This is a genomic window from Corynebacterium sp. MSK074 (genome assembly GCF_030229735.1).
Taxonomy (GTDB): domain Bacteria; phylum Actinomycetota; class Actinomycetes; order Mycobacteriales; family Mycobacteriaceae; genus Corynebacterium.
This window is the reverse complement of record NZ_JASPIX010000001.1, coordinates 50,387-72,916: the sequence shown is the minus strand read 5'-3', so window position 1 is coordinate 72,916 and position 22,530 is coordinate 50,387. Positions and strand designations below refer to the sequence as shown.

The 22,530-nt window shown below is 60.7% G+C and carries 19 protein-coding genes; 3 read left to right on the top strand and 16 right to left on the bottom strand.

Annotation, left to right across the window (positions count from 1 at the left end):
* Positions 1–2: 2 nt before the first annotated feature.
* Positions 3–647 (top strand): GntR family transcriptional regulator, encoded by a 645-nt coding sequence (locus QP965_RS00315; RefSeq protein WP_284843768.1) that lies wholly within the window; start codon positions 3–5, stop codon positions 645–647.
* A complete protein-coding gene (locus QP965_RS00310; RefSeq protein ID WP_239278940.1) occupies positions 644–1,876 on the top strand; it encodes an MFS transporter in 1,233 nt (410 codons plus the stop codon). Before QP965_RS00315 ends, QP965_RS00310 begins: the two co-directional genes overlap by 4 nt.
* A 72-nt stretch (positions 1,877–1,948) precedes the next feature.
* Here the strand turns inward: QP965_RS00310 and ileS are convergent, their stop codons facing one another.
* A complete protein-coding gene (gene ileS, locus QP965_RS00305) occupies positions 1,949–5,119 on the bottom strand; it encodes an isoleucine--tRNA ligase (protein WP_284843767.1) in 3,171 nt (1,056 codons plus the stop codon).
* A gap of 288 nt (positions 5,120–5,407) precedes the next feature.
* On the opposite strand from ileS, the gene QP965_RS00300 reads away from it, so the two are divergent.
* Positions 5,408–6,409 carry an HNH endonuclease signature motif containing protein gene (locus QP965_RS00300; protein ID WP_284814860.1) on the top strand — a complete coding sequence of 334 codons (1,002 nt, stop codon included), beginning with the start codon at positions 5,408–5,410 and terminating at the stop codon, positions 6,407–6,409.
* A gap of 75 nt (positions 6,410–6,484) precedes the next feature.
* On the opposite strand, the gene QP965_RS00295 is transcribed toward QP965_RS00300, so the two are convergent.
* The 15 genes from QP965_RS00295 to QP965_RS00225 all read right to left on the bottom strand — a co-directional run bounded on the left by QP965_RS00295 (position 6,485) and on the right by QP965_RS00225 (position 22,525).
* On the bottom strand, positions 6,485–6,706 hold the full coding sequence (locus tag QP965_RS00295; RefSeq protein WP_284843766.1) for a zinc-binding dehydrogenase: 222 nt from the start codon (positions 6,704–6,706) through the stop codon (positions 6,485–6,487).
* 99 nt (positions 6,707–6,805) lie between these two features.
* A complete protein-coding gene (locus QP965_RS00290) occupies positions 6,806–7,981 on the bottom strand; it encodes a DivIVA domain-containing protein (RefSeq protein WP_239278942.1) in 1,176 nt (391 codons plus the stop codon).
* Between the two features lie 203 nt (positions 7,982–8,184).
* Complete coding sequence (locus QP965_RS00285) at positions 8,185–8,478, bottom strand: YggT family protein (RefSeq protein ID WP_239278943.1); 294 nt, start codon at positions 8,476–8,478, stop codon at positions 8,185–8,187.
* A 76-nt stretch (positions 8,479–8,554) separates the two neighbouring features.
* Positions 8,555–9,007 carry a cell division protein SepF gene (locus QP965_RS00280; protein ID WP_005324522.1) on the bottom strand — a complete coding sequence of 151 codons (453 nt, stop codon included), beginning with the start codon at positions 9,005–9,007 and terminating at the stop codon, positions 8,555–8,557.
* 104 nt (positions 9,008–9,111) lie between these two features.
* Positions 9,112–9,810 (bottom strand): YggS family pyridoxal phosphate-dependent enzyme, encoded by a 699-nt coding sequence (locus tag QP965_RS00275; protein WP_284843765.1) that lies wholly within the window; start codon positions 9,808–9,810, stop codon positions 9,112–9,114.
* Entirely contained in the window at positions 9,810–10,541 is a 732-nt protein-coding gene (gene pgeF / locus QP965_RS00270) for a peptidoglycan editing factor PgeF (RefSeq protein WP_239278945.1), read from the bottom strand. Before pgeF ends, QP965_RS00275 begins: the two co-directional genes overlap by 1 nt.
* Before the next feature lie 24 nt (positions 10,542–10,565).
* Complete coding sequence (gene ftsZ, locus QP965_RS00265) at positions 10,566–11,885, bottom strand: cell division protein FtsZ (RefSeq protein WP_284768541.1); 1,320 nt, start codon at positions 11,883–11,885, stop codon at positions 10,566–10,568.
* A gap of 313 nt (positions 11,886–12,198) precedes the next feature.
* Positions 12,199–12,870, bottom strand: coding sequence for a cell division protein FtsQ/DivIB (locus QP965_RS00260; RefSeq protein ID WP_239278948.1), 672 nt, complete (start codon positions 12,868–12,870; stop codon positions 12,199–12,201).
* Complete coding sequence (gene murC / locus QP965_RS00255; RefSeq protein ID WP_284843764.1) at positions 12,870–14,333, bottom strand: UDP-N-acetylmuramate--L-alanine ligase; 1,464 nt, start codon at positions 14,331–14,333, stop codon at positions 12,870–12,872. The genes QP965_RS00260 and murC overlap by 1 nt, the downstream gene beginning before the upstream one ends.
* Positions 14,334–15,434: an undecaprenyldiphospho-muramoylpentapeptide beta-N-acetylglucosaminyltransferase gene (murG, locus tag QP965_RS00250; protein ID WP_284843763.1), complete on the bottom strand. Its 1,101-nt coding sequence runs from the start codon at positions 15,432–15,434 to the stop codon at positions 14,334–14,336.
* 23 nt (positions 15,435–15,457) lie between these two features.
* Positions 15,458–16,858, bottom strand: a complete 1,401-nt coding sequence (locus tag QP965_RS00245; RefSeq protein WP_284843762.1) for an FtsW/RodA/SpoVE family cell cycle protein — start codon at positions 16,856–16,858, stop codon at positions 15,458–15,460.
* A gap of 29 nt (positions 16,859–16,887) precedes the next feature.
* Positions 16,888–18,279 (bottom strand): UDP-N-acetylmuramoyl-L-alanine--D-glutamate ligase, encoded by a 1,392-nt coding sequence (murD, locus tag QP965_RS00240; RefSeq protein ID WP_284765761.1) that lies wholly within the window; start codon positions 18,277–18,279, stop codon positions 16,888–16,890.
* Positions 18,280–18,320: 41 nt separating this feature from the next.
* Positions 18,321–19,427 (bottom strand): phospho-N-acetylmuramoyl-pentapeptide-transferase, encoded by a 1,107-nt coding sequence (mraY, locus tag QP965_RS00235; RefSeq protein WP_239278954.1) that lies wholly within the window; start codon positions 19,425–19,427, stop codon positions 18,321–18,323.
* A gap of 30 nt (positions 19,428–19,457) precedes the next feature.
* Positions 19,458–20,987, bottom strand: coding sequence for a UDP-N-acetylmuramoyl-tripeptide--D-alanyl-D-alanine ligase (locus QP965_RS00230; RefSeq protein WP_284843761.1), 1,530 nt, complete (start codon positions 20,985–20,987; stop codon positions 19,458–19,460).
* 2 nt (positions 20,988–20,989) lie between these two features.
* Positions 20,990–22,525, bottom strand: coding sequence for a UDP-N-acetylmuramoyl-L-alanyl-D-glutamate--2,6-diaminopimelate ligase (locus QP965_RS00225; protein ID WP_284843760.1), 1,536 nt, complete (start codon positions 22,523–22,525; stop codon positions 20,990–20,992).
* Between the last annotated feature and the right edge of the window lie 5 nt (positions 22,526–22,530).

The window sequence follows — 22,530 nt, the reverse complement described above, 5'->3', positions numbered from 1 at the left end:
GCATGTCCAATGAACGAATGCAGCCCGCCGCGGAGCGCGCCTATGACTTCGTCAAAGAGAAGATCATTGACGGCTCCTTCGAGCCCTCGCAGATGCTTTCCGAGGCCTCCCTGGCTACCGAAATGGGAATTAGCCGCACCCCAATGCACGAGGCTTTCCTGCGCCTAGAGGTCGAAGGCTTTCTACAGCTCTACCCCAGGCGGGGTGCGCTCATCGTGCCGATCAGCCCGCAGGAAATCCGCGAGGTCTATGAGGCACGCTTGCTTGTAGATAGGCACTGCGCTGAAAAGATCTGCGCAATGTCTGATGCCGAGCGCGCGGACATCGCTGATCAGCTGGATGCGACCATCGCGGAGCAAGATACTGCGTTGGATAGCGCGGACCTGCATGCCTATACACATCTTGATGCGCGTTTCCACCAGATCATCATGGATGGCGGTGCCAATACCCTGCTGGCCGGGCTGGGACACCAGCTGCGCGAACGCCAGCAGCGTTTTACCGCCACGGCCATTGGCCGCAACGTAGCCCGCGCCCGCACCTTCGTAGATCAGCACCGCACGCTTGCCGATGCCCTCCGCACCGGCGACCTCGACGCCTACTTTTCCGCATTGGACACCCACCTAACCAACTCGAGGAATCAACTATGACCGAAAAGTTTGCCAAACACTCATGGTTTCCCGTCGCTGGCAGCATGGTCGCTGTCGCGTGGGGCGGCAATGAGTTCACCCCTCTCCTAGTGATGTACCGCGAGGAGTCGCACTTCTCGCAGGTTACCGTCAATGGTCTCTTGGCCGCCTATGTGCTCGGCATCGTGCCGGCGTTGCTGATTTCTGGCCCGCTTTCGGACTACATTGGCCGCCGCCCCACTATGCTGCCTGCCGCACCGCTGTCACTGTTGGGTTCGTTCCTCTTATCCATCGCGCCGAACGAGCCGCTCGTCATCGCCGTGGGCCGCATCATGTGTGGCTTGGCATTAGGCATCGTCATGGCGGTCGGCTCCACGTGGGTGGCAGAGCTCATTACCCGCGCTGGCGGTGATCCTGCTGCCGGCCCGCGCCACGCTTCCCTGTGCCTGACCTTAGGCTTCCTCATCGGTGCCGGCCTCGCTTCGGTGCTGGCCCAATGGGGTCCGTGGCCGACCCACTTGGCGTATATCCTGCACATCCTCCTCACCGTCGCCACCGCTATCTGGCTGATGAAGACCCCGGAAACCCGCCCACCGCGGGGCGCTACGGTAAAAGACACCTTCCTTGATTTGAGCATCCGCGACATGCTGCGCATGCTGCACATTCCCTCCGCAGCGCACCGCCGCTTCGTGCGCATTGTCCTGCCGGTCGCACCGTGGGTCTTCGGCTGCGCTGGCGCCGCCTATGCCCTCCTGCCCCAGCTTTTGTCCAAGTCCGCCGGCGATGCCCCCATCGCTTTCTCGGGCCTCATGACAGTTATCACCTTGGGCTGCGGCGTTGGCATCCAGATGCTCGGCAAGGTCATCGATACCAGCCGCTCCGCCCGCGCTTCCGCAGTTGCCATGGGCGTTATCACTGTGGGCACCATCCTCGGCGCGGTTGCCTCCCATACTCGCTCCCTGCCGCTCGGAATCGCCGGCGCAGCGGTCATGGGCGCAGGCTACGGCCTCGCCCTTGTCGCCGGTCTCTCCGAGGTCCAGCGCATCGCCCGTGCCGAAGAACTCGCCGGCCTCACCGCCGTCTACTACTCGGTGTCCTATACCGGCTTCTTTATCCCCATGGCCTTCAGCGCACTTGCCCCGCTGCTCGGCTTTACCACCCTATTCCTCATTGGCGCCGTGCTCGCACTGTGCTGCCTCGTTAACGTGGTCCTCGGTTGGCGCTCTCACCTGCCCGGCCCGGTCCGTTAAGTCCTATCACTCATAAAAAATTGCCCAGCCGCACTGGCTGGGCAATCATTCTTTTAGGTGGCAACGTACGCGCTACTGCTTGACGACGGTAGCGCTAACCCCCTTGACCACCTCGTGCACTTCCGCACCATCGAGCGCCTCGGTGGTCACCTGGAAATCGGTGGCGAGCACTTCACCGGCGATATGATCAGCGTGACGCTCCGCCCAGGCCTTCTTCTCCTCAGGGACAGAAAGTACGGCCGCGATGCGGTCGGAAACCTCGAACCCAGAAGCCTTGCGGGCATCCTGAAGACCGCGGATCACGTCCGCCGCCCAACCTTCGGCTTCAAGCTCTTCGGTCACCTCGGTATCGAGTACTACCAGGCCGTCAAGGCCTTCGATACGCGCGGTCGACTTCGGATTCGCTGCCTGCAGGCGCTCGGTGTACTCATCCGGGCCAAGCACAATATCGCCGTCCACTACAACCTCGTCGCCGCGGCGCTCATAGTTGCCAGCCTTGAGGTTCTTGATGGCGCGCTGCACGTCCTTGCCCAAGCGCGGGCCGGCGACCTTCGCGTTGCAGACCACCTGGAAGGTACCTACCGAATCGACGTCGTCAGTAAGCTCAACTTCCTTGACATTGACCTCGTCGCGGATGATATCGGCAAAGTCCGCCAGGCGCTGCGCCCCATCGAGGGCCACCGTCAGCTTCGGCAGCGGCAAGCGATTGCGCAGCTTATTGGACTTGCGCACCGAAGACGCTGCCGAGGCCACCGCACGGGTCGCATCCATCGCAGAGACGAGACCTGCATCAGACGGGTAATCCGCGGCCTGCGGGTAGTCTGCCAGGTGCACCGAACGCTCACCGGTAAGCCCGCGGTAGATTACCTCCGCCACGTGCGGTAGCAGCGGTGCCACCACGCGAGTCACGGTCTCCAGCACGGTGTACAAGGTATTAAACGCCTCAGGATGGGCGTCCTCGCCCTCCCAGAAACGATCGCGCGAGCGACGGACGTACCAGTTGGTCAGGACGTCGGCAAACAGGCGCACCTCTTCGGTTGCCGTGGCGATATCGGTATCGGCAAGCGCCGCGTTGACATTGGCCACCACATCGTGGGTCTTGGCCAAGATATAGCGGTCCAGAACATGCGTGGAGCTGGTGTCGAACGTTGCTTCCTTCTCTGCGTAGAGCTGCAGGAAGGTATAGGCATTCCAGATAGGCAGGATAGCCTGGCGCACGCCCTCGCGAATGCCCTGCTCGGTCACGATGAGGTTGCCTCCGCGCAGGATAGGCGAAGACATCAGGAACCAGCGCATGGCATCCGAACCATCGCGATCAAAGACCTCGTTGACGTTTGGATAGTTGCCCTTGGACTTAGACATCTTAAGGCCATCGTTGCCCAGCACGATGCCATGGGCCACGACCTTCTTATACGCCGGGCGATCAAAAAGCGCGGTGGACAGTGCGTGCATCACATAGAACCAACCACGCGTCTGACCGGAGTACTCCACAATGAAGTCGGACGGCGAATGGGTTTCAAACCATTCCTTATTCTCGAATGGGTAGTGCTTTTGCGCAAACGGCATCGAGCCGGACTCAAACCAGCAATCCAGCACGTCTGGCACGCGGCGCATCATCGACTTACCAGTCGGATCATCCGGGTTCGGGCGCACCAACTCGTCGATGTGCGGACGGTGCAGCGACTCCGGACGAACTCCGAAATCGCGCTCCAGCTCATCCAAGGAGCCGTAGACATCCATGCGCGGGTAATTGTCATCATCAGACATCCACACCGGGATAGGCGCACCCCAGTAGCGGGTACGAGAGATATTCCAATCGCGTGCACCCTCGAGCCACTTGCCAAACTGGCCATCCCGGATATGCTCCGGCAGCCACTCAATCTCCTTGTGGTTAAGCTCCACCATGCGATCGCGGAACTCGGTTACCTTCACAAACCAGGCCGGCAGTGCCATGTAGATAAGTGGCTCGCCCGAGCGCCATGAGTGCGGATAAGAGTGCTCGATGGTTACGTGTCGCACCACTCGCCCAGCGGCTTTCAAGTCCTTGATGATGTCCTTATTTGCATCAAAGACCAGCTGGCCTTCATACGGCGGAACCTGCGAGGTGAACTTGCCATCCTCATCCACCGGGATAACCAGCTCGATGTCGTACTGGTTGGTGGTATTCATATCGTCTTCACCAAACGCAGGAGCCTGGTGTACCACACCGGTGCCGTCCTCTGTGGTGACGTAATCAGCGATCAAGACCTGGTAGGCATTGCGCAGATCCGGGAAGAAGCCGAAGATAGGCTCATAGGTAAAGCCCTCGAGTTGCGCGCCGGTAAAGGACTCCAGTACCTCGGCCTCACCCAGTTCCTTCTCCAAGGTGGACAGCAGGTTTTCCGCCATGATGAAGGTACGGCCAGCGAAATCGCCCTCCGTAGCCTTAAAAAGCACGTAAGAAACCTCTGGATGAACCGCCAAGGCCTCGTTCGAAGGCAAGGTCCAGGGGGTGGTGGTCCAGGCGAGGAAGGAGGCGTCGGCAAGCGCAGGGTGCTCCGCCAACGTCTTTTCTGCCGCGCTTCCCTCGCGCGCGCCCTCCACGGGGAAGGTAACCGTCAGGGTCGGATCCTGGCGCATCTTATAAGAATCATCCAGGCGGGTCTCCTGGTTGGACAAAGAAGTGTGCTCCGCCCAGGAGTACGGAAGAACTCGGAAGCCCTTGTAGATGAGGCCCTTGTCATAAAGCTCCTTGAACGCCCACATGACCGATTCCATGTAGTTGATATCCATGGTCTTGTAGCCGTTTTCAAAGTCCACCCAGCGGGCCTGGCGGTTGACGTACTCTTCCCACTCGTCGGTGTACTCCAGCACGGATTTAGCGCAGTATTCATTGAACTTTTCCAAGCCCATGTCCTCGATCTGCGCCTTTTCAGTGATACCCAGCTGCTTTTCCGCCTCCAGCTCGGCGGGCAAGCCATGAGTATCCCAGCCGAAGACACGAGGCACGAAATTGCCAGCCATCGTGCGGTAGCGCGGGACGATATCCTTCACATAACCGGTCAGCAGGTGGCCATAGTGCGGCAAACCATTGGCAAATGGAGGACCATCATAGAAGATGTACTCTGGGCAGTCCTTGGTCTTTTCTAGCGAAGCCTGGAAGGTATCATCCTGCTTCCAGTACTTCTGGACTTCCTCTTCCATATCTGGGAAGCGGCTGGAGCCACCCGTCATGTCGACCTTGGGGTAAATCTTTTTCGCCATAATTATCCTTCACTCTTAACACGGTGCAGGGACGCGCCAATAAGGCTCGCGGTACCACCCTGCTTGAGCCCGCAGGCTCCGCTTCGTTTCGGTGAAGGAGTTGACGGTCCCACCCGTTCAGTTCTACTGGGCCACACTGGCTGTTCTTCTGAATTGCTCCCCGGTGATGGCCGGATCACTGCGTGTAGGCCACAGTATAGCGCCCCTGAATCTTCGTGCACAATAAGTTATCCACAGGCAAAAAATTTTCCCTTGTGAGGGCTTGCGCGGGGAAATAAATTGTGAGTCGTGAACGCGCTAGATACTTACCTCGCAGCCATGGCCCCCGGGATGGACATCGTCCTCGGGTGCGCAGGCATGTCCGAGGAGGACCTCTGCGCGCGAGGTGCCGCTGAAAAGACGGCCCGCGAGTTGGCATTGCTAAAAGAGGCGTACTGCGGCACGACCAAGTTCACGAGGAAGCGTCGTCGTGCTATCGAAGGTGCTCAGCACAATGGGCATTCCATTGTTGCTCTATCCATCATTGAAAAGTATGCGCGCAAGATGCCCACGCTTTTCGACGCCTGGGTTCTCCGCGAACAACTGTGCACCACCAAGGCCACAGCAGCGGCACTAGAAAAGCTAGCGCAATCCAAGGTTCCGAAGAAAAAGCGCAAGGTGAAGCCTGGTATACGCATCATCAGACGCAAGGATGCGCCGTGGACGCTAGCGATCGACGGCTCGTCTTCGTTTATTGCGGATCTTCACGCGGCGGTGGAAAACCAGGATAGGAAGCCGTTAGATGTAGTGGAAGATACGTTTTTCGGAGGAGATACAGCGCAACGAAGCACGGTGGTAACCAATGTCATCGTGCGGCTGGAAGACTACGTGCGCATCGTCAACGGTGATGGTGAAGAAATCACTTTGCAGATGACCAACGGAGCGACGCTTACGGGTGCGCAGTATGTGCGCCGCACCTTGAAGGAACATGGGCTCATTACCCTAGTAAGCCCCTATGAAGGCGCGGTGAACCTGTACCGCACGGAGCGCTTCGCCAATGCCAAGCAGCGGTTGATGGCGGGCGCGGAAAATCCGGTATGCCCATGGCCGCGGTGCGCTAAGCCTGCCGATGAATGCCAAATTCACCATCTGGAGCCGTGGTTGCACGGTGGATTGACCAATATCGCGAACTTATCCACAGCTTGCGCGTACCACAATGGCGCCAACGATGACGATCCCAATGCCCCGCCGCTGCGCGGGCGACTTGCCCGAACCAACGGACAGATCCGGTGGCAACCGCCCGACTGCTAGAACCCGACTGCGAAATAAGGCGCCTCGCGCGCCTTATTGGCATGCCTGCTACCGAAGGCTTGGGGTCTCGCGGCGTTAGTTCTCGCGAAAGGCTGCGCGCAGAGCCTCCTGCTCAGGTGATTCAGTTGCCTGGGCTTTGTCAGCGCGATGCTTATGCGCCCAGTCCAGGATGAAACACACAAGTCCGAGTCCAGCAGCGGCAAAAACGATATACAACGACCAATCGGCTCCCGAGATAACGAAGTTGACCAAGGCCACGAATGCCACGAGGGCGAGAACTAAAGCGGCAACGAGCACAATGGTTCCTTTCGGTAGGAGCGGGCTAAGACACTACGGTCTAAAACAACAATAGCGCCCCCGCCGCGGTGGCGGGGGCGCTAAGAAGAACGGGGTGGCTTAGTTGTTGCCAGCCTCGCCGTTCGGTGCGGCGGTGCCGCGGGTAGCCAGCTCTTCCAGCTGAGACTCCAGCAGGGTCTTCAGGCGAGTACGGTACTCACGCTCGAAGGTGCGCAGCTCGGAGATGCGAGCCTCCAGTGCGGTCTGCTGCTGCTTGACGGTGTTCATAACCTCGGTGTGCTTGCGCTCGGCATCGGCCTGCAGCGAAGCAGCCTTCTCCTCGGCCTGACGGATTTGTGCTTCGGCACGGGAAGAAGCGTCGGACTCGGTCTGCTTTGCCTTAGCCTCAGCGTCAGATACCAGCTTCTTGGAGCGGGAATCTGCATCCTGCAGCTGGGCGTCGTACTTCTTCTGGGCGTCGGCAAGCTGCGCCTTGGAGCGAGAATCAGCATCGGTCAGCTGCTTCTCGGCGGCAGTGCGTGCTTCGGACAGCATGGACTCGGACTCTGCACGAGCCTCAGAGGTCAGGCGATCTGCCATCTCCTGTGCCAGACCCAGAACGCGGGCAGCCTGCATGTGGGTTTCTGGGGTAGCCAGGCCATCGGCGGTCTGAGCAGCACCAGCGCCTGCGATACCCGCAGCCGCTGCACCAGCCTTGGAAGAACCAGCTGCAGAAGCGGACTTCTTCAGCTCGTCGTTTTCCTTCTTGGAGGCCTCGAGTTCCTTCTTAGCCTGTGCTGCCTCCGCGCGGGCTGCCTCTGCATCCTTCTTCGCCTGAGCAGCCTCCTCGCGGGCTGCCTTCAGGTCTGCAGAAGAGGAAGCAGCAGCGGAGCCAGACGCCTGCGCCTTAGAAGCCTCAGCCTGGGCAGCCTTAACCTGCTCCTGTGCCTTCTTGGTTTCTTCCTTGGCACGGGAAACCTCGGACTTGGAGTCCGCCAGCTTGGTTTCGTACTCGGCGCGCAGCTTGGCCTCAATCTCCTTGCGCAGCGCAGCCTCATCGGTACGGGTGGAAGCCGCAGTTGCGGTACCAGCAGCACCGGCGCCAGCACCCGCCTTGGCCTGGGAGTTCAGATCGCTAACCTGCGCCTGCAGGTCTTCGTTCTCATCCTGCAGCTGGGCAAGGGCGTCCTCTACGAGGTCGAGGAACTGATCCACCTCGTCTTCGTTGTAGCCGCGCTTGCCAATCGGCGGCTTGCTGAACGCGACGTTGTGAACATCAGCTGGTGACAGTGGCATGTCTTCTCTTCCCCTTCAGGTTGGTACAACCCCGGAGCTTCCAGGGCCTTAGGAGTGCGGTTCAGGTCTAACTAAACCTTCCCCACAAAGGTACATGTGGTTCATAATACGGGTTATCGCGATTTATCGTAACCAAACGCCCACAATAATCGACGCCCCGCCGAGTCTCAACGTTTACCACAGGTTTCGAGGCGACGGGGGTGCTAACTCAGAAAAATTATCCGCAAAATCATTGTGAGTATCGAGAGCAAGACGAACAGCACAAGCACCGATACATCAAGCGCTACGCCCCCCATTTGCAGAGGCGGGATCAGGCGGCGCAACGCTTTGACCGGCGGATCCGTAATTACAAACAGAGGCTCCGCTACAACCATGAACCAGCGTGGAGGGTTGAACTGCCGCGAGAAGGACTGGATCATTTCAATAATTATGCGAGCGATGAGCACCCACGTATAGATCCGCACGAGCAGGATAAGAATAATTCCGAGTTGTGTCACAATAACCGAGCCTATCGAATAAACCCCCGCAGATGCCCAATCGGCACCCCACGGGGGCTAAGTGAGACCTGCTGCTTTAGCGCAAGCCTGCGGCGCGCTCGAGCTCGTGCTTTGCAATGTCCGCAGACTTAGGCACGATAGAAAAGACCTTGCGCTCGGTGTCCATGCCCTTGGTGAGGTTGAGCATACGACCCTCCAGGCCGAAGCAGAGGCCGGCAGCGAAGTCGATGAAGCGCTTGGCGGTGGCCTTTTCTGCGTCAGTCAGCTCGAAGACAACGGCATCACCGTCACGGAAAGGTTCGCCCACCTTGGCTGCATCATTGAAAGACGTCAGCGAAATAGCCACGATGGTCGGAACGAATTCCTCCTGCACTGGGGCCGGCTCATAGGACTGCGGGGCGCGGCGAGGCGCGTAGGCCGAGGAGCTATTTTCGGAGTAACGCGGCTCCTCGTTGTAGTAGGCATCGTCCTCTTCGATGTCCACCGGGCCCAGCCCGAAGAAATCCTTCGTCTTATCAATGAATGACATTTTTGGGTCTCCCTCTGACCTAAATTTGTACAAGTCTAAACGCGTAAAATGTGTCTGGTGTGACTCATGTGATTTACGCTGTGAAATGCGCTTTTGCGATATTTTTAACCTACTGGTCGCGGTCCCGTGATACTGGTTCCGACACGCACGATATCGCTGCCCGCAACAATTGCCTCGGCCAGGTCCGCGCTCATTCCAGCAGACATTTTCAGCGGTCGGTTAAGCTCAGAGGATAGACGATCTACCTCTCCGCGGACCTTCCGGAATACCTCACCTGCATCGGCGTCGAGAGGCGGAACGACCATGAGTCCGGCGAGTTCTAGGTGCTGCGCGTCTTCTACGGCACGCACGAGCTCATCGAGCGCCTCAGGAGAAACACCGCCGCGAGCACCATCACCGTCGGCGGAGACTTGAATAAATACCGGCAAATTGCTTTCACGCTCGCCTCGTTCCTTGGCTAAGGAAACTCCCCGCTCCAGCGCGTGGGCGAGCTTGAGAGAATCAAGCGAATGGACGCTGGCTGCCCATCGGGCTACGTGGTTGGCCTTCTTGGTTTGGATTTGGCCAATCATGTGGAAACGCAGCTGCGGCAGCTCAGCGGCCTTGGCACGGGCCTCTTGTTCCCGGTTTTCGGCGACGTCGGTAACTCCTAGCTCTGCCAGCAGGGCAATATCGGCAGCTGGGTGAAACTTCGTCACCGGCAACAGCTGCGGTGGTTTTCGCCCTGACTGCGCTGCTAGCCGTTCAATCTCGGCACGGGTGGCCGCTAGGTTTTGTTCTAGCTGTGCCTTTCGGTCTGACATTACTTAGCCTCCAACCAAATTAGTCCAGCCTGGCGGCCGGTGACGCCTTCGCGTCGATAGGAAAAGAAGTCTTCGTCTTCGATGGTGCAGCGCGGGTCGGATTCAATCGCGGTGATACCTAGCCCCATAAGCTGGCGAATCAGCCCTGCGCGCACATCGATGCCCCACGTGCCCTTCGACGTCTGTGTCTTGGAGCCGGGCAAACGACGCTCGACGTCAGTGGCCATTTCCTCGGGCACTTCATAGTTCTTTCCCGAAGCAGCCGGCCCCATAACCACCTGAATGCGCTCGGGCTGTGCGCCAAGCTTCTGCATTTCGCGCACGGTATTGACCACAATGCCGTTGCGGGCGCCAAGGCGGCCGGCGTGGGCGGCGGCGATGACACCAGCGGCGACGTCGACAAGCAGTACCGGCGTGCAATCCGCAACAAGGACGCCCAAGCCCAAGCGGCGCTGGGTGGTGACAATTGCGTCTGTGGCTGGCACGGGCTCGTCCTGTGGACCATCAACGACGGTGACGGTATTGGTGTGAAGCTGTTCCATCCACACGATATTGTCCAGACCGGTCACGCGCTTCAGGCGCTCGCGGTTAGCGGCAACCGCGTCGGGGTCATCGCCGACGTGGTGCCCCAAGTTAAAGGAATCGTATGGAATAGCAGACGCCCCGCCAGCACGGCTAGTAAAAACCATGCGGACGGGGCGGGTGGTGCGATGTTCCTCGTTTACTGGCATGCACACCAGCGTAGCGCTTTGCGCTTAGCGCATGAAGGAAGGCACGTCCAGATCGTCGTCGCCGTCATCATCACGACGCTGGGATGGGCGGGACAGGCGGTAGTCATCGCGGCGCTCCTCGCGGGAGAAACGGTCAGAGTTGGTGAACAGACCGCTAGATTCTGGGCGACGCTCCTCGGCAGGGCGCTGCGGGGTGTAGCGCTCTCGCTCCTGGCCGGCGCGCGGCTCGTAGGAGTGGCGCGGGGAGTAGTCATCCTGTACCGGCTGAGCGGCAGCGGGCTGCGCCGGTGCCGGGGTGACGGGCTCTGCGGCCTCGCGCTGGCGATTATCAAAAAGGGAACCCGGCTTGCGCTGTTCCTGCTCAGGCTGCTGCTGCGCAGCGGCCTGGGTCATATTCGCCTCGGCATCGAAACCGGTGGCAATGATGGTGATGCGGATTTCATCGCCCAGGGTGTCATCGATGATGGTACCGAAGATGAGGTTGACGTCTTCGTCAGCGCGCTCTTCCACCATGGAGGCGGCGGCATTAACCTCGTGCAGGCCAAGATCGGAGCCGCCGGCGATGGACAGCAGCACGCCCTTGGCGCCTTCCATCGTGGATTCCAACAGCGGGGAGTTAATGGCTTGCTCAGCAGCGGTCATGGCGCGGTTATCACCGCGGGCGGAACCGATGCCCATCAGCGCGGAGCCAGCGTCAGACATGACGGAGCGAACGTCCGCAAAGTCGACGTTGATCATGCCCGGAATGGTGATCAGGTTGGTAATACCCTGCACACCATTGTGCAGCACCTCATCGGCAGCGCGGAAAGCCTCGACGATGGAAAGCTCTTCCCCACCGAGCTGCATCAGGCGGTCATTCGGGATGACGATGAGGGTATCGCAGACCTCGCGCAGCTCCTCAATACCGGCCATGGCCTGGCGGGTACGGCGAGCGCCTTCAAACTTAAACGGACGGGTGACAACACCGACGGTCAGCGCACCCATCTTCTTCGCGATAGACGCCACGACTGGAGCAGCACCGGTGCCGGTGCCGCCACCCTCGCCGGCAGTCACGAAGACCATATCGGAGCCCTCTAGGGCGTCTTCAATTTCGGACTTGTGATCTTCTGCGGAGGTCTTTCCTACCTCAGGGTTAGCGCCGGCACCGAGGCCGCGGGTGGCCTCACGGCCAATGTCGAGCTTGGTGTCTGCATCGGAGAAGATAAGGGCCTGGGAGTCGGTGTTGATGGCGACGAACTGAACACCCTTGAGGCCTTCTTCGATCATGCGGTTGACGGCGTTGACGCCGCCGCCGCCGACGCCGACGACCTTGATATCCGCGAGATTGTTATTGGAAGAGATCATGTGAGTAGGTCTCACCTTTCGCTACTTTAAGTCTGCACGTGCATTAAACGAGGAATGTAATGCGCTCCGCCGAAGGCGAATCGCGTTCCTTTCCATCTTTAACGACAGCGGTGTAATTTTCACGCACATTTTCCGCGTGTCGAGACCCTCAAGTTCCACTTTAGGGTTTCTCACCTGCGGTTTTATAAGTCACACCCGTATCATCCGCCCCATGGTTCAGGTACTAAAAAGAGCCCGTGCAGCGCACACGCCTAAGCGGTGCTGCACGGGCCCACAAGAGCGATAAAAAGCACCTGCGGGGGCACCCGTCGCCCTATCCGCGTGTGGTGACCAACTCAGGGTTGGAAATATTCCACTCGCGGCCTTCCATCTTCAATACTGTGGCAAAGGCATGCGCCTTGTCCTCATCGTTGGAATCGCTGGCACCCCAGAAGACGCGCCGGCCATCTTTAGTGGTGAAAGTCAGCGAGTACTCGCCCGCTACTTCGAGCTTTGCTACTTGGTTGCGGACATCGTCGGAAAGCGCTGCGATCGCCCGCACGGCATCCTGAGTTTGCGGGGAGCCACTATCGACGGAGCCGGTCACCTCAACCGCGCCCGCCGGAGGCTCAGCGGAGGTAAATTCCTCGCCCTTATCATCGATCAGGTAGGGCTTATTATCGCGCTTTACAAACGCCACGGCCTTGTGCTCGGACACGTTGATGGTCAAGGTCGAAGGGAAATCGCGGGAGACTGTCGCCGAATCGACCCAGTCCAATCCAGCAACGCCGGAAGCTGCCTCACGCGCGTTCACGCGTAGCAAATTTTCGCCCTTGGGAACCCCAGAGGCCTCCTCCACCTGTGCGGGATCAAGCTGGTGGACACCTTCCACCTGAAAATTGCGTACCTTCAGGACGGGAACTGTCCACATCACGGCGGCCGCTATGAGGGCCACAGCGACAATTGCGGCGATGACCCCAGCGATGAGCTTTGCGGATACACGCACTAGCTTGCCCGCAATTCATCGAGGATTTCTGCTGCCACCATGGTTACCGAGCCAGCACCAATGGTCAGCACCACATCGCCCGGCTCCACCACCGACACGACGTCGCGGGCAGCGGCGGAAAAATCCGGCTCGAAGATGACCTGCATATCAGCGGGCATCTTATCGGTAATGATGCGAGAGGTAATTCCCTCCACGGGCTGTTCGCGAGCGCCGTAGATGTCGAGTACCACGGCGGCGTCGGCAAGCGAGAGTGCCTGGGCAAACTCGGCGTCGAATTCCATGGTACGCGAGTACAGGTGCGGCTGGAAACACGCGATGACGCGCCCGCCGTGGCCTTCAGCCTCGACCTTGGCGCGTGCGGCCCGCAGCACTGCCGCAACCTCGGTGGGATGGTGGGCATAGTCATCAAAGACCCGCACGGGTTTGCCCTGCTTGTCGACGCTCCCCCGGTACTCAAAGCGCCGGCGCACACCGCTAAAGACAGCCAATCCCTCGGCGATAGCGGCCGGGGTGCCGCCGGAGAGCACACCGGCGATCAAGGCACCCATGGAATTGAGCACCATGTGGTGGCCTGGGATCTGCAGCTCGTAGCGCACGGTTTCAGAAACGCCAGGAAGGTCGAGCTTGACGGTGGTGTCCATGCCTTCCGCGGTGGTCTCTTCGCGGACCAGCTCGGCGGCCAGCGGCACGGTAGAGGTAAAAGACTTCTCCGGCGAGCCGTAGGCCACGACGTTGATCCCGCGCTCCAGCGCCCGCTCGCCAGCCCGGGCAGCGTGCTCGTCTTCGGCGCACACAACGAGGTAGCCGGTCTCCGGGGTGACCAAATCAGCAAAGTCATCGAAGACTTGGATATACGCTTCCTCGCTGTGGAAGAAGTCGAGGTGATCGGGCTCGATGGTGGTGAGGACCGCAACGTCGGGGCTATAGCGCAGCAGGGAGGCATCGGATTCATCGGCCTCGGCAACGAAAGCTTCCCCGGTGCCACCGTGGGCATTGGTACCCGCGCGATTGAGCTGGCCGCCGATGGCAAAGGAAGGATCGAGACCAGCGTGCTGCATCGCGCTCACGGTCATCGACGTGGTGGAGGTTTTGCCATGGGTGCCAGCCAGCAACACCTGCTTGTGGCCTTCCATCAAGGCGGCGAGCAGATCGGAGCGGCGAATTACCGGGATTTCGTTATCCTTTGCGGCCACTAGCTCCGGGTTGTCTTGGGGAATGGCGGCAAAAGAAGTAACCACGACGGTGGGCAGTTCACCAGACAGTCGCAGGTTATCCGCGGCGTGACCGATGGCGACCTTGGCGCCCATGGTGCGCAACACCTCAACCGGGGTGGAGTCTTTGACATCGGAACCTGTGACCACTCCGCCGCGAGCGGCGAGGATTCGTGCGAGCCCTGACATGCCGGAACCACCAATGCCGATGAGGTGGACGCGGCGCAGATCGTAGTGTGCGGGATCAGTCATTTACTTATCCTTCCTTCCAGCGGCGTCTTCGGCCTCGGATACGCGGGCGGCGATGCGGTCTGCGATGGAATTTGCCACGTCTCCGGCGCTGGCATGGGCGGCGGCGTGCGTCATCGACTCGAGGCGTTGCGGGTCATCGAGAATGCCGCGTACCTCGGAGATGAGTCGCTCTGCGGTCAGCTCCGCATCCGGAATCTGGATGGCAGCGCCTGCCTCGACCACGTCGCGGGAATTGAGCGCCTGTTCGCCATTGCCGTGCGGCAGCGGAACGTAAATGGCCGGAAGGCCTGCGGCGGATACTTCGGCAACGGTCATGGCGCCGGAGCGGCACACGACGAGGTCGGCTACCGCAAGTGCGGAGCCCATGTCCTCGATATACGGCAGTGCGGCGTAGTTCGGGTGTTCTGCGGGCGGATCATTCTTCTTGCCATAGGCGTGCAGTAGCTGGAAGTCCTGTGCCAGGTCCTCCACCGCTCCAGCAACAGCGCGGTTGATGCTGGCCGCGCCTTGGGACCCGCCGGTGATAAGAATGGTGGGAAGCGCGGCCAGGTTCCACTTGGTGCGCGCGTCTGCAGCGAGGTTGCCATTCGGGTCCTCCGCCAGGCTCGGGCGAACGGGAATGCCAACGACCTCGCCCGGCATGCCAGAATCCGGGTGAGCGTTGAGTCCTATGCCACCCATCTTCACGCCGAGCTTATTGGCCATTCCAGCCAAGGCATTGGTCTCGAGAACATAAAAGGGGATGCCGAGGGATCGCGCAGCGATATAGGCCGGCCCGGCCACGTAGCCGCCGGTGCCGAAGACGACATCCGCCTCGACGTCCTTGAGTATCTGCTTGGCCTCTCCCACCGCGCGGGAGAGGTTGAACGGTAGCTTGAAGAGCTGCGCGTTGACCTTGCGCGGGATTGGCACAGGGGTAATCAGGCTAAGGTCCACGCCGCGGGCGGGAATGATATCGCGCTCGAGGCCCTTTTCGGTACCGAGAGCGGTGATACGTGCGCCGTGGCGCTCGCGCAAAGCTTCGCCCACGGCGAGGGCGGGTTCAATGTGTCCGGCGGTGCCGCCACCTGCGATGACGACGGAAATAGGCGTGGAATTCATAGCCTAAAGGCTACCAGCGCCACCTAGCGATAGCGGCGCTCGGCGCGCGGATAGCGGCGGCCGCTTCCGGTCACAGGGCGGCCAAAGCGCTCCTCGCGCACGCGGGAGCGCGGCTCCTGCGGGCGGGCGTGACGGCCCTGCTGCTTCTTCTTCGGCTTCGGCACTGGCTGCGGCTCGCCGATGAACAAGAGGCGGTCGAACAGCGGGCGGCCGAAATTCTGCATGGCAGAAATCTGCATCGGCTCGTGACGCGCCACGTTGCACAGGATGCCCATCGAGCCAATCGTGATGATCGCCGCGGTACCGCCGGCAGAAATCATGGGCAGCTGAATACCGGTCACCGGCAGCAGGCCAATGACGTAGCCAATATTCACGAAGGCCTGCGTGACCACACCGATGGTCAGCGTTGCGGCCAGCAGGGACTGGAACTGGTTCTGTGCGCGCATCGCGGTGCGCAAGCCCACATAGCCCAGTGCGGCGAATAGCACGATGACGAGCGCACCGCCCCACCAGCCGAGTTCCTCACCCACGATGGCGAAAATAAAGTCATTTTTCGCCTCGGGCAGGTAGAACCACTTGGCACGGGATTGGCCGATGCCTACGCCCCAGAAGCCGCCGTCGGCAAGCGAGAGAAAGCCCTGATAGGACTGGAAACCCGTACCTTGAGTATCGGAGATATTGCCCACTAGGGCGTCGAAATAGGTGTGGAAGCGGTTGGAGCGGAAGCCGCCAGAAAGGAAGATAAACAGCAAACCACACACGGCTGCGACGCCGATGGTCGCCGGAACGCGCCAGTCGACACCCGCGAAAATCAGGGTGAAGACAACCACGAGGGCAAAGGACAAAGCCATACCCAAGTCGCCCTGAAGGACGATGAGCAAGAACATAACGCCAGCAATGAGAGAGTACATCATGAAGGGATCCGTCACCTTCATGGATTTGTGCTCCTTATCCGCCAATACGGTCGCACCAAACATGCCTACGGCGACGCGGGCAAGCTCCGAGGGCTGCAGGGAGAACGGTCCCAAGTAAATCCAGGACTGGGAACCTACCTCCTCGCGGCCGGTGCCCACACCGGGGATCAGCACCGCGATGAGCAAAATGATGGACAACCCCACAATCCACGGCACGCATTTGCGCAGGGTATGCGGCGACACCTTGAGACCAAACCAAAAGGCAACGAGGCCCAAGAACACCATCACGCACTGGCGCAATGCCTGGTTCCATACGCCGCCGTCTTCCGTCAGGGAGGTAGCCATGGAGGAAGAAAAGACCATGAGCACGCCGATGCCCACGAGGAAGAAGATGATAAAGCGCAGCAGCTGGTAATCAAGGCCTGCTTCCTGGCGGGCTCGCTCGCGCAGCTCGCGAACGCGGTCGCCAAAACTCTTGGAGCGCGGGCGCTGCTGGGAGGTGGCCGTCATGTGTTCTCCTGATCCTTAAATCTATAGCTCTAGTTGCGGGTAAGCTCCCGCGCGGCCGCGGCGAATACATCACCGCGTTGAGCCATGCCGGTATACATATCCAACGATGCCGCAGCTGGCGCCAAAAGAACGGTATCCCCGGCGTCGGCGTGTTGCAGTGCAGCCTCCACCGCAGCATTCATGGCTGCACAAGGCTCCTGCGTCTCGATGACGTCCACCAGGGCATGCGGCGCGTGCGCCGCGAGGGCCCGGGCTACCTCTTCCCTATCCACGCCTAGGACTACCGCGGCCTTGATGTGGGCGGCGTGCTTGGCGACGAGCCCGTCTACCTCCGCGCCCTTCAACTGCCCGCCGGCAATCCAGACCACGGAGTTGAGCCCCTTGAGCGCCGCATCCGCCGCGTGCGGGTTGGTGGCCTTGGAATTATCGATGAACGTAATGCCGGAATGCTCATGGACCACAGCGCCGCGGTGCCCGGCGACGGTATATGCGGCCAACCCCTGCGCAATGGATTCCGGGGTGGCGCCTGCCAGACGCGCGACGCTGGCTGCGGCCGCAGCGTCCAGAACTCCTGCCAGGCCGGCGGGCTCAATGCCCTCTGCGGACGCGAGATCCTCACGCTTCCCGTCAAGCCGCGAGACAAGACGGCCGGCACTTACGCCCACCTCTCCCTGTGTAGGTTCAGCGGCAGTAAAACGGAAGAGGTCTGCGGTATCCGCGGCGTAGCGGACCGCCTCGGAGTCATCCTTGCCCACCACGGCAACCTCACCAGAGAGCACCTTGGCCTTCGCTCGGGCATAGGCATCGAACGATCCATGCCAATCCAGGTGGTCATCAGCCAAATTCAGTAGCACGCCCACATCCGGGCGCAGGTGGCTGGACCAATGCAACTGGAAAGAAGATAGCTCGGCGCAGAGAACGTCGACGCGAGGGGTGGCAGTGAGGGCGTCGAAAAGCGAAACGCCGATATTGCCCACCGCCAGTGCGCGCTTGCCGGTGCGCTTGGCATCTGCCTGCATAATCTGGGCCAACATACCCGTAGTGGTGGTTTTGCCGTTGGTTCCGGTAACTACCAGCCAGGTACGCGGCGCGCCGAAGACACCCGCACGATCCAGGCGATACGCGAGCTCCACGTCGCCGATGACCTCTACCCCAGCGTCCTGGAGGGCGACCAACAAGGGCGAATCGGGACGCCAGCCCGGCGAAGTAACCGCAAGGTCAAAATCGCCTTGGGCGGCAGAATCGACGGAGACGGTTGCTACCCCGTACTCCTCCGCCAATTCCGCCAGCGCAGTCTGGTTGGAATCTGCCACGGTGGTATCCACCCCGAGGCTTGCCAGCATAGCGACGCAACCGCGCCCCGATACTCCCGCCCCGGCCACGAGCACTCGCCCGCGCAACGAGGATGGCAACTCGGTCATCTCTATTCCTCTTTCCTCGATAAAGCTAAAAGGCGTGAGTCTTAGGAGGCAAAGCCGACGGCAGACAACCAGTCGCCGTAGAAGATGCATACGCCGGCAATAGCGGCCATGGCGCTCAGCAGCCAGAAGCGGGTGACCACGGCGGTCTCGGCCCAGCCACCATTTTCAAAGTGGTGGTGGATGGGCGCCATACGGAAGAAGCGCTTACCGGTGCTGCGGAAGACGATGATCTGGATAACCACGGAGACCGTCTCAATCACGAAGATAGCGCCGATGATGATCATGAGCAGCTCGGTGCGAGTGGTCACCGATAGGCCGGCGACGAGGCCGCCGAGTGCTAGCGAACCGGTATCGCCCATGAAGATCTTTGCCGGCGCGGCATTCCACCACAAAAAGCCCAAGCAACCGCCCAGACCAGCTGCAGCCAGCACGGCCAAGTCGAGCGGATCGCGAACCTCATAGCACCCTGCCGCTGGCGACACGGCGCAAGAGTTGCGGAACTGCCAGAAGGAAATCAGAGCATAGGCGCCCATCACCATCGCGGTAGTGCCCGCGGCCAAGCCGTCGAGTCCGTCGGTGAGGTTTACGGCGTTTGACCACGCAGCAATGAGTAGGTAGAGAAAGACCAAGAAAACAATGGTCCCGATGACCGCGCCGCCCACGGCGATGTCGAAGGTATCAAAATCGCGGACGAAGGAAAGGTTGGTAGACGCTGGGGTCAATCCATGTGCATCTGGGAACTGCAGCGCCAGGATGCCGAAGATGAGCGCCACGGCCAGCTGACCTACCAGCTTGGCGGTCTTGTTCAGGCCGAGGTTGCGCTTTTTGAATAGCTTGATGAAGTCATCGGCAAAACCCAGTCCGCCCAGGCCCATCGTGAGGAAGTAGACCAAAAGACCGGAGGGGCTAAAACCACCGTTACCGGTCACGCGGGCATAAATTCCCACCACGAGGTAGGCCACGGTGATGGCCAGCAAAATCGCCAGACCGCCCATGGTCGGCGTGCCGCGCTTGCGCAAGTGCAGCTGCGGCCCGTCCTCGCGGATTTCTTGTCCCTTGCCTACCCCGGAAAAGTAGCGCACCAACATGGGAGTGGTAAAGATCGCGACGAGGAAGCTGAGGATGCCCGCGATAATGATCTGAGTCATTGCTAAAGGTCTTTCTCCTTGTACTGAGGACTAACGGCGATTGAGCTGTTCTGCCACGCGCCACAGGCGCTGGGCATTCGATGACTTGATAAGGACTACATCTTTGGCCTCGCGCCCCGTCCAATCTTCGATGCCGGCAGGCGCTACCCTAATGATGTCTTCGACCGCCGCCGCAGCGGCGTCAACATCCGGGCTGATAGTAGTATTTATACCCCGCGCCTGTGCGGCCTCAACCATGGCCCTCATATTATCGTTGTCTCCCACGGCCACGAGGTGGTCAACGTGGTATTTGGAAAGCACTTCTCCCAATGCACGGTGGGCGGCCACTGCTTCTCCTCCGAGCTCGCCCATCTCACCGAGCACGGCGATGGCGCGGGCATCCGGTCGGGCGGCCGAGGTATAGGCCAGCGCGGCAATGGCCGCGTGCATGGAATCGGGGTTGGCGTTATAGGAATCATCGATGGTGGTTACTCCATCGCGGCGGGTACGCACGTCCATGCGGTGTTCCGAGGCATTCTGATGCCCGGAAAGCGCGTTAGCTACTACCTGCGGGTCCATGCCCGATTCGATAGCAGCCGCGGCCGCAGCCAAAGCGTTAGAGACCTGGTGCTTGCCAAAGACCTGCAGCTTTACCGGAAGCGGGTCTGTTCCCGGCGCATGCAGCACAAACGAGGGGCGGGCGACGTCATCGAGCTGGATATCGCTGGCGTAATACTGGGCGTCGGAAACCGGCGGCTTATTGGCCGAGTAGTAGACGACCTTGGCCGAGGTGCGCGGCGCCATGCCGGCGACGAAGGGATCATCGGCATTGAGCACGGCGACGCCGCCTTCAGCGGCCGAGGGCAAGGCTTCAACGAGCTCGCCTTTGGCCTGGGCAATATTCTCGCGTGAGCCAAACTCGCCCAAGTGCGCGGTACCAACATTGAGTACCACGCCGACGGTAGGGGCAGTAATGGTGGTCAAGTGGCGGATATGACCGATGCCGCGGGCAGACATTTCGGCAACCAAGAAGCGAGTGTGCTCATCGCAGCGCAAAGCGGTATACGGCAAGCCGACCTCGTTATTAAAGGAGCCGGGAGGAGCGACGGTGTCACCCTCAGCGCGGAAAATCGTGGCCAGTAGGTCCTTGGTGGAGGTCTTACCGGCCGAGCCAGTCACGCCGACAATGTCTAGGCCCTGCTCGGCGGTCAGGCGGCGGGTGACCTCCCGCGCAATATCGGATAGCGCCTGTACCACCGCGGCGGCCGAGCCGTCCTCGTCGTGGGCATAGATATCCGCGTTGGCGGCATCACCGGTAACGCGGCCTTGGGGCTTGACGACGACCGCCGGAACCCCCACCGGCCGCGCCGCCAGCACCGCCACTGCGCCCTGCTCGATGGCCTTTTCTGCATAATCGTGGCCATCCACACGGGCCCCGGGCAGGGCAAGGAAGAGCCCACCCTTAGTTACCTTGCGGGAATCGAATTCGATGAACCCGGTAACGCGCTGGTCTGGGTCAGACACGCAATCGAGGCTGCCCCCGGTGATTTCGGCAATATCGGCAATAGAAAGTGGAATCATGTCTACTCCTTCGCATCCCCAAGGGTATCGCGGTGCGGGGTTCTGGCCAGCTTTTCCTCGATGGCGCGGGCCATTTCCTCGCGGTCATCAAAGTGCAAGGTTTTGCCGTTCACGAGCTGTCCCACCTCGTGGCCCTTGCCTACGACGATGACGGCATCGCCCGGCTCGGCCCAATCGACGACCTCATCGATGGCACGGGCGCGGGAGCCTACCTCGCGGATATCGCCCTGCGGGGCGGCCTCACGCGCACCCGCTATAACCGCCGCGCGAATGGTGGCGGGGTCCTCGGAGCGCGGGTTGTCATCGGTAACCACGGTAAGGTCAGCGCGGCTGGCTGCGGCTGCGCCCATGATGGGGCGCTTAGAGCTATCACGGTCTCCGCCGGCTCCGACGACAATGCCGACGCGGCCCTTGGTTCCCTCCAGTTGGCCGCGCAAGGTGTCGAGCACCGCAGCGATGGCCGCTGGCTTATGCGCATAGTCCACTACGGCTACAAAGTCTTGGCCGCGGTCGATGCGCTCCATACGGCCAGGGACTGCGACCTTCTCCACTCCCGACAGAAACTCCGCCGGATCCTCTCCTACCGCGGCGGCCATGCCGAGCGCCAAGCAAGCATTGGCGATATTGAACTCGCCAGGCAGCGGTAGCCGGAAGGTGAAATCGGCACCGTCATAATTCAGGGCTACCTCCTGGGCACCGGTGGCCTCAGTGGCGGTTTGGCGTGCGCTTATCGTGGCCGAAGCGCCTTGGGTGGCAACCGTAGTCACTTTGTGGCCCGCGCCCTTGGCGACGCCGCGCATGCGCTCGCCCCACTCATCATCGATGCAGAGGACGGCCCGCTCCGCCGCCTGTTCCCCAGCGAAAAGCTTCGCCTTAGCTTGGAAATAGTCCTCCATGGTGGGGTGAAAATCGAGGTGGTCCTGGCTCAGGTTCGTAAACCCGCCTACCGCAAACCGAGTTCCGCGCACGCGTCCCAACTCCAGCGCATGCGAGGACACTTCCATCACCACATGGGTAACGCCCTCGTTCTTCATGCGCGCGAAAAGCTCTTGCAGGGTCGGCGCCTCAGGCGTGGTGAGCGAGGTGGGGACCGGATCGCGGTTGATTCGAGTACCGGTGGTCCCGATTAGGCCCACGGAATGCCCGGTGTGGAGCAGGCCGGCCTCCAGCAGGTAACTGGTGGTGGTCTTGCCGGAAGTTCCGGTAACGCCGATAACCGTCAGGTCGCGGGTGGGGTGGCCATAAATCTCGGCGGAAATGGGTCCGAGCACGGCACGAATATCGTCCACCACCACAATGGGGCGGGTCTCTTGGGCCTCGGTAAGCAGGTCGAGCCCGGCGGCGTCGGTAAGCACAGCTGCAGCCTTAGTATCGCGGGCGAACTGCGCGCCGTGTGCACGTGTGCCCGGCAGGGCGGCGAAAAGCGCGCCCTCAGGCAGCTGGGAAGAATCCAGCCCGCACGCGGAGACCTCCACGGAGGCATCACCAATGACGCGCCCACCAGAAAGCTGGGCGAGAGTATCCAAAGAAACGGTCATACTAA

Excerpts from the sequence above, each read along its gene's own strand:
- ileS (WP_284843767.1), bottom strand. The coding sequence starts at position 5,119 with ATGGCGAAAAAGATTTACCCCAAGGTCGACATGACGGGTGGCTCCAGC.
- pgeF (WP_239278945.1), bottom strand. The coding sequence starts at position 10,541 with ATGCCAGTAAACGAGGAACATCGCACCACCCGCCCCGTCCGCATGGTT.
- QP965_RS00280 (WP_005324522.1), bottom strand. The coding sequence starts at position 9,007 with ATGTCATTCATTGATAAGACGAAGGATTTCTTCGGGCTGGGCCCGGTG.
- QP965_RS00225 (WP_284843760.1), bottom strand. The coding sequence starts at position 22,525 with ATGACCGTTTCTTTGGATACTCTCGCCCAGCTTTCTGGTGGGCGCGTC.
- murD (WP_284765761.1), bottom strand. The coding sequence starts at position 18,279 with ATGACCGAGTTGCCATCCTCGTTGCGCGGGCGAGTGCTCGTGGCCGGG.
- QP965_RS00275 (WP_284843765.1), bottom strand. The coding sequence starts at position 9,810 with ATGTCAGACCGAAAGGCACAGCTAGAACAAAACCTAGCGGCCACCCGT.
- QP965_RS00230 (WP_284843761.1), bottom strand. The coding sequence starts at position 20,987 with ATGATTCCACTTTCTATTGCCGATATTGCCGAAATCACCGGGGGCAGC.
- QP965_RS00315 (WP_284843768.1), top strand. The coding sequence starts at position 3 with ATGTCCAATGAACGAATGCAGCCCGCCGCGGAGCGCGCCTATGACTTC.
- murG (WP_284843763.1), bottom strand. The coding sequence starts at position 15,434 with ATGAATTCCACGCCTATTTCCGTCGTCATCGCAGGTGGCGGCACCGCC.
- QP965_RS00290 (WP_239278942.1), bottom strand. The coding sequence starts at position 7,981 with ATGCCACTGTCACCAGCTGATGTTCACAACGTCGCGTTCAGCAAGCCG.
- murC (WP_284843764.1), bottom strand. The coding sequence starts at position 14,333 with ATGACTGATCCCGCACACTACGATCTGCGCCGCGTCCACCTCATCGGC.
- QP965_RS00310 (WP_239278940.1), top strand. The coding sequence starts at position 644 with ATGACCGAAAAGTTTGCCAAACACTCATGGTTTCCCGTCGCTGGCAGC.
- ftsZ (WP_284768541.1), bottom strand. The coding sequence starts at position 11,885 with ATGATCTCTTCCAATAACAATCTCGCGGATATCAAGGTCGTCGGCGTC.
- mraY (WP_239278954.1), bottom strand. The coding sequence starts at position 19,427 with ATGACTCAGATCATTATCGCGGGCATCCTCAGCTTCCTCGTCGCGATC.
- QP965_RS00245 (WP_284843762.1), bottom strand. The coding sequence starts at position 16,858 with ATGACGGCCACCTCCCAGCAGCGCCCGCGCTCCAAGAGTTTTGGCGAC.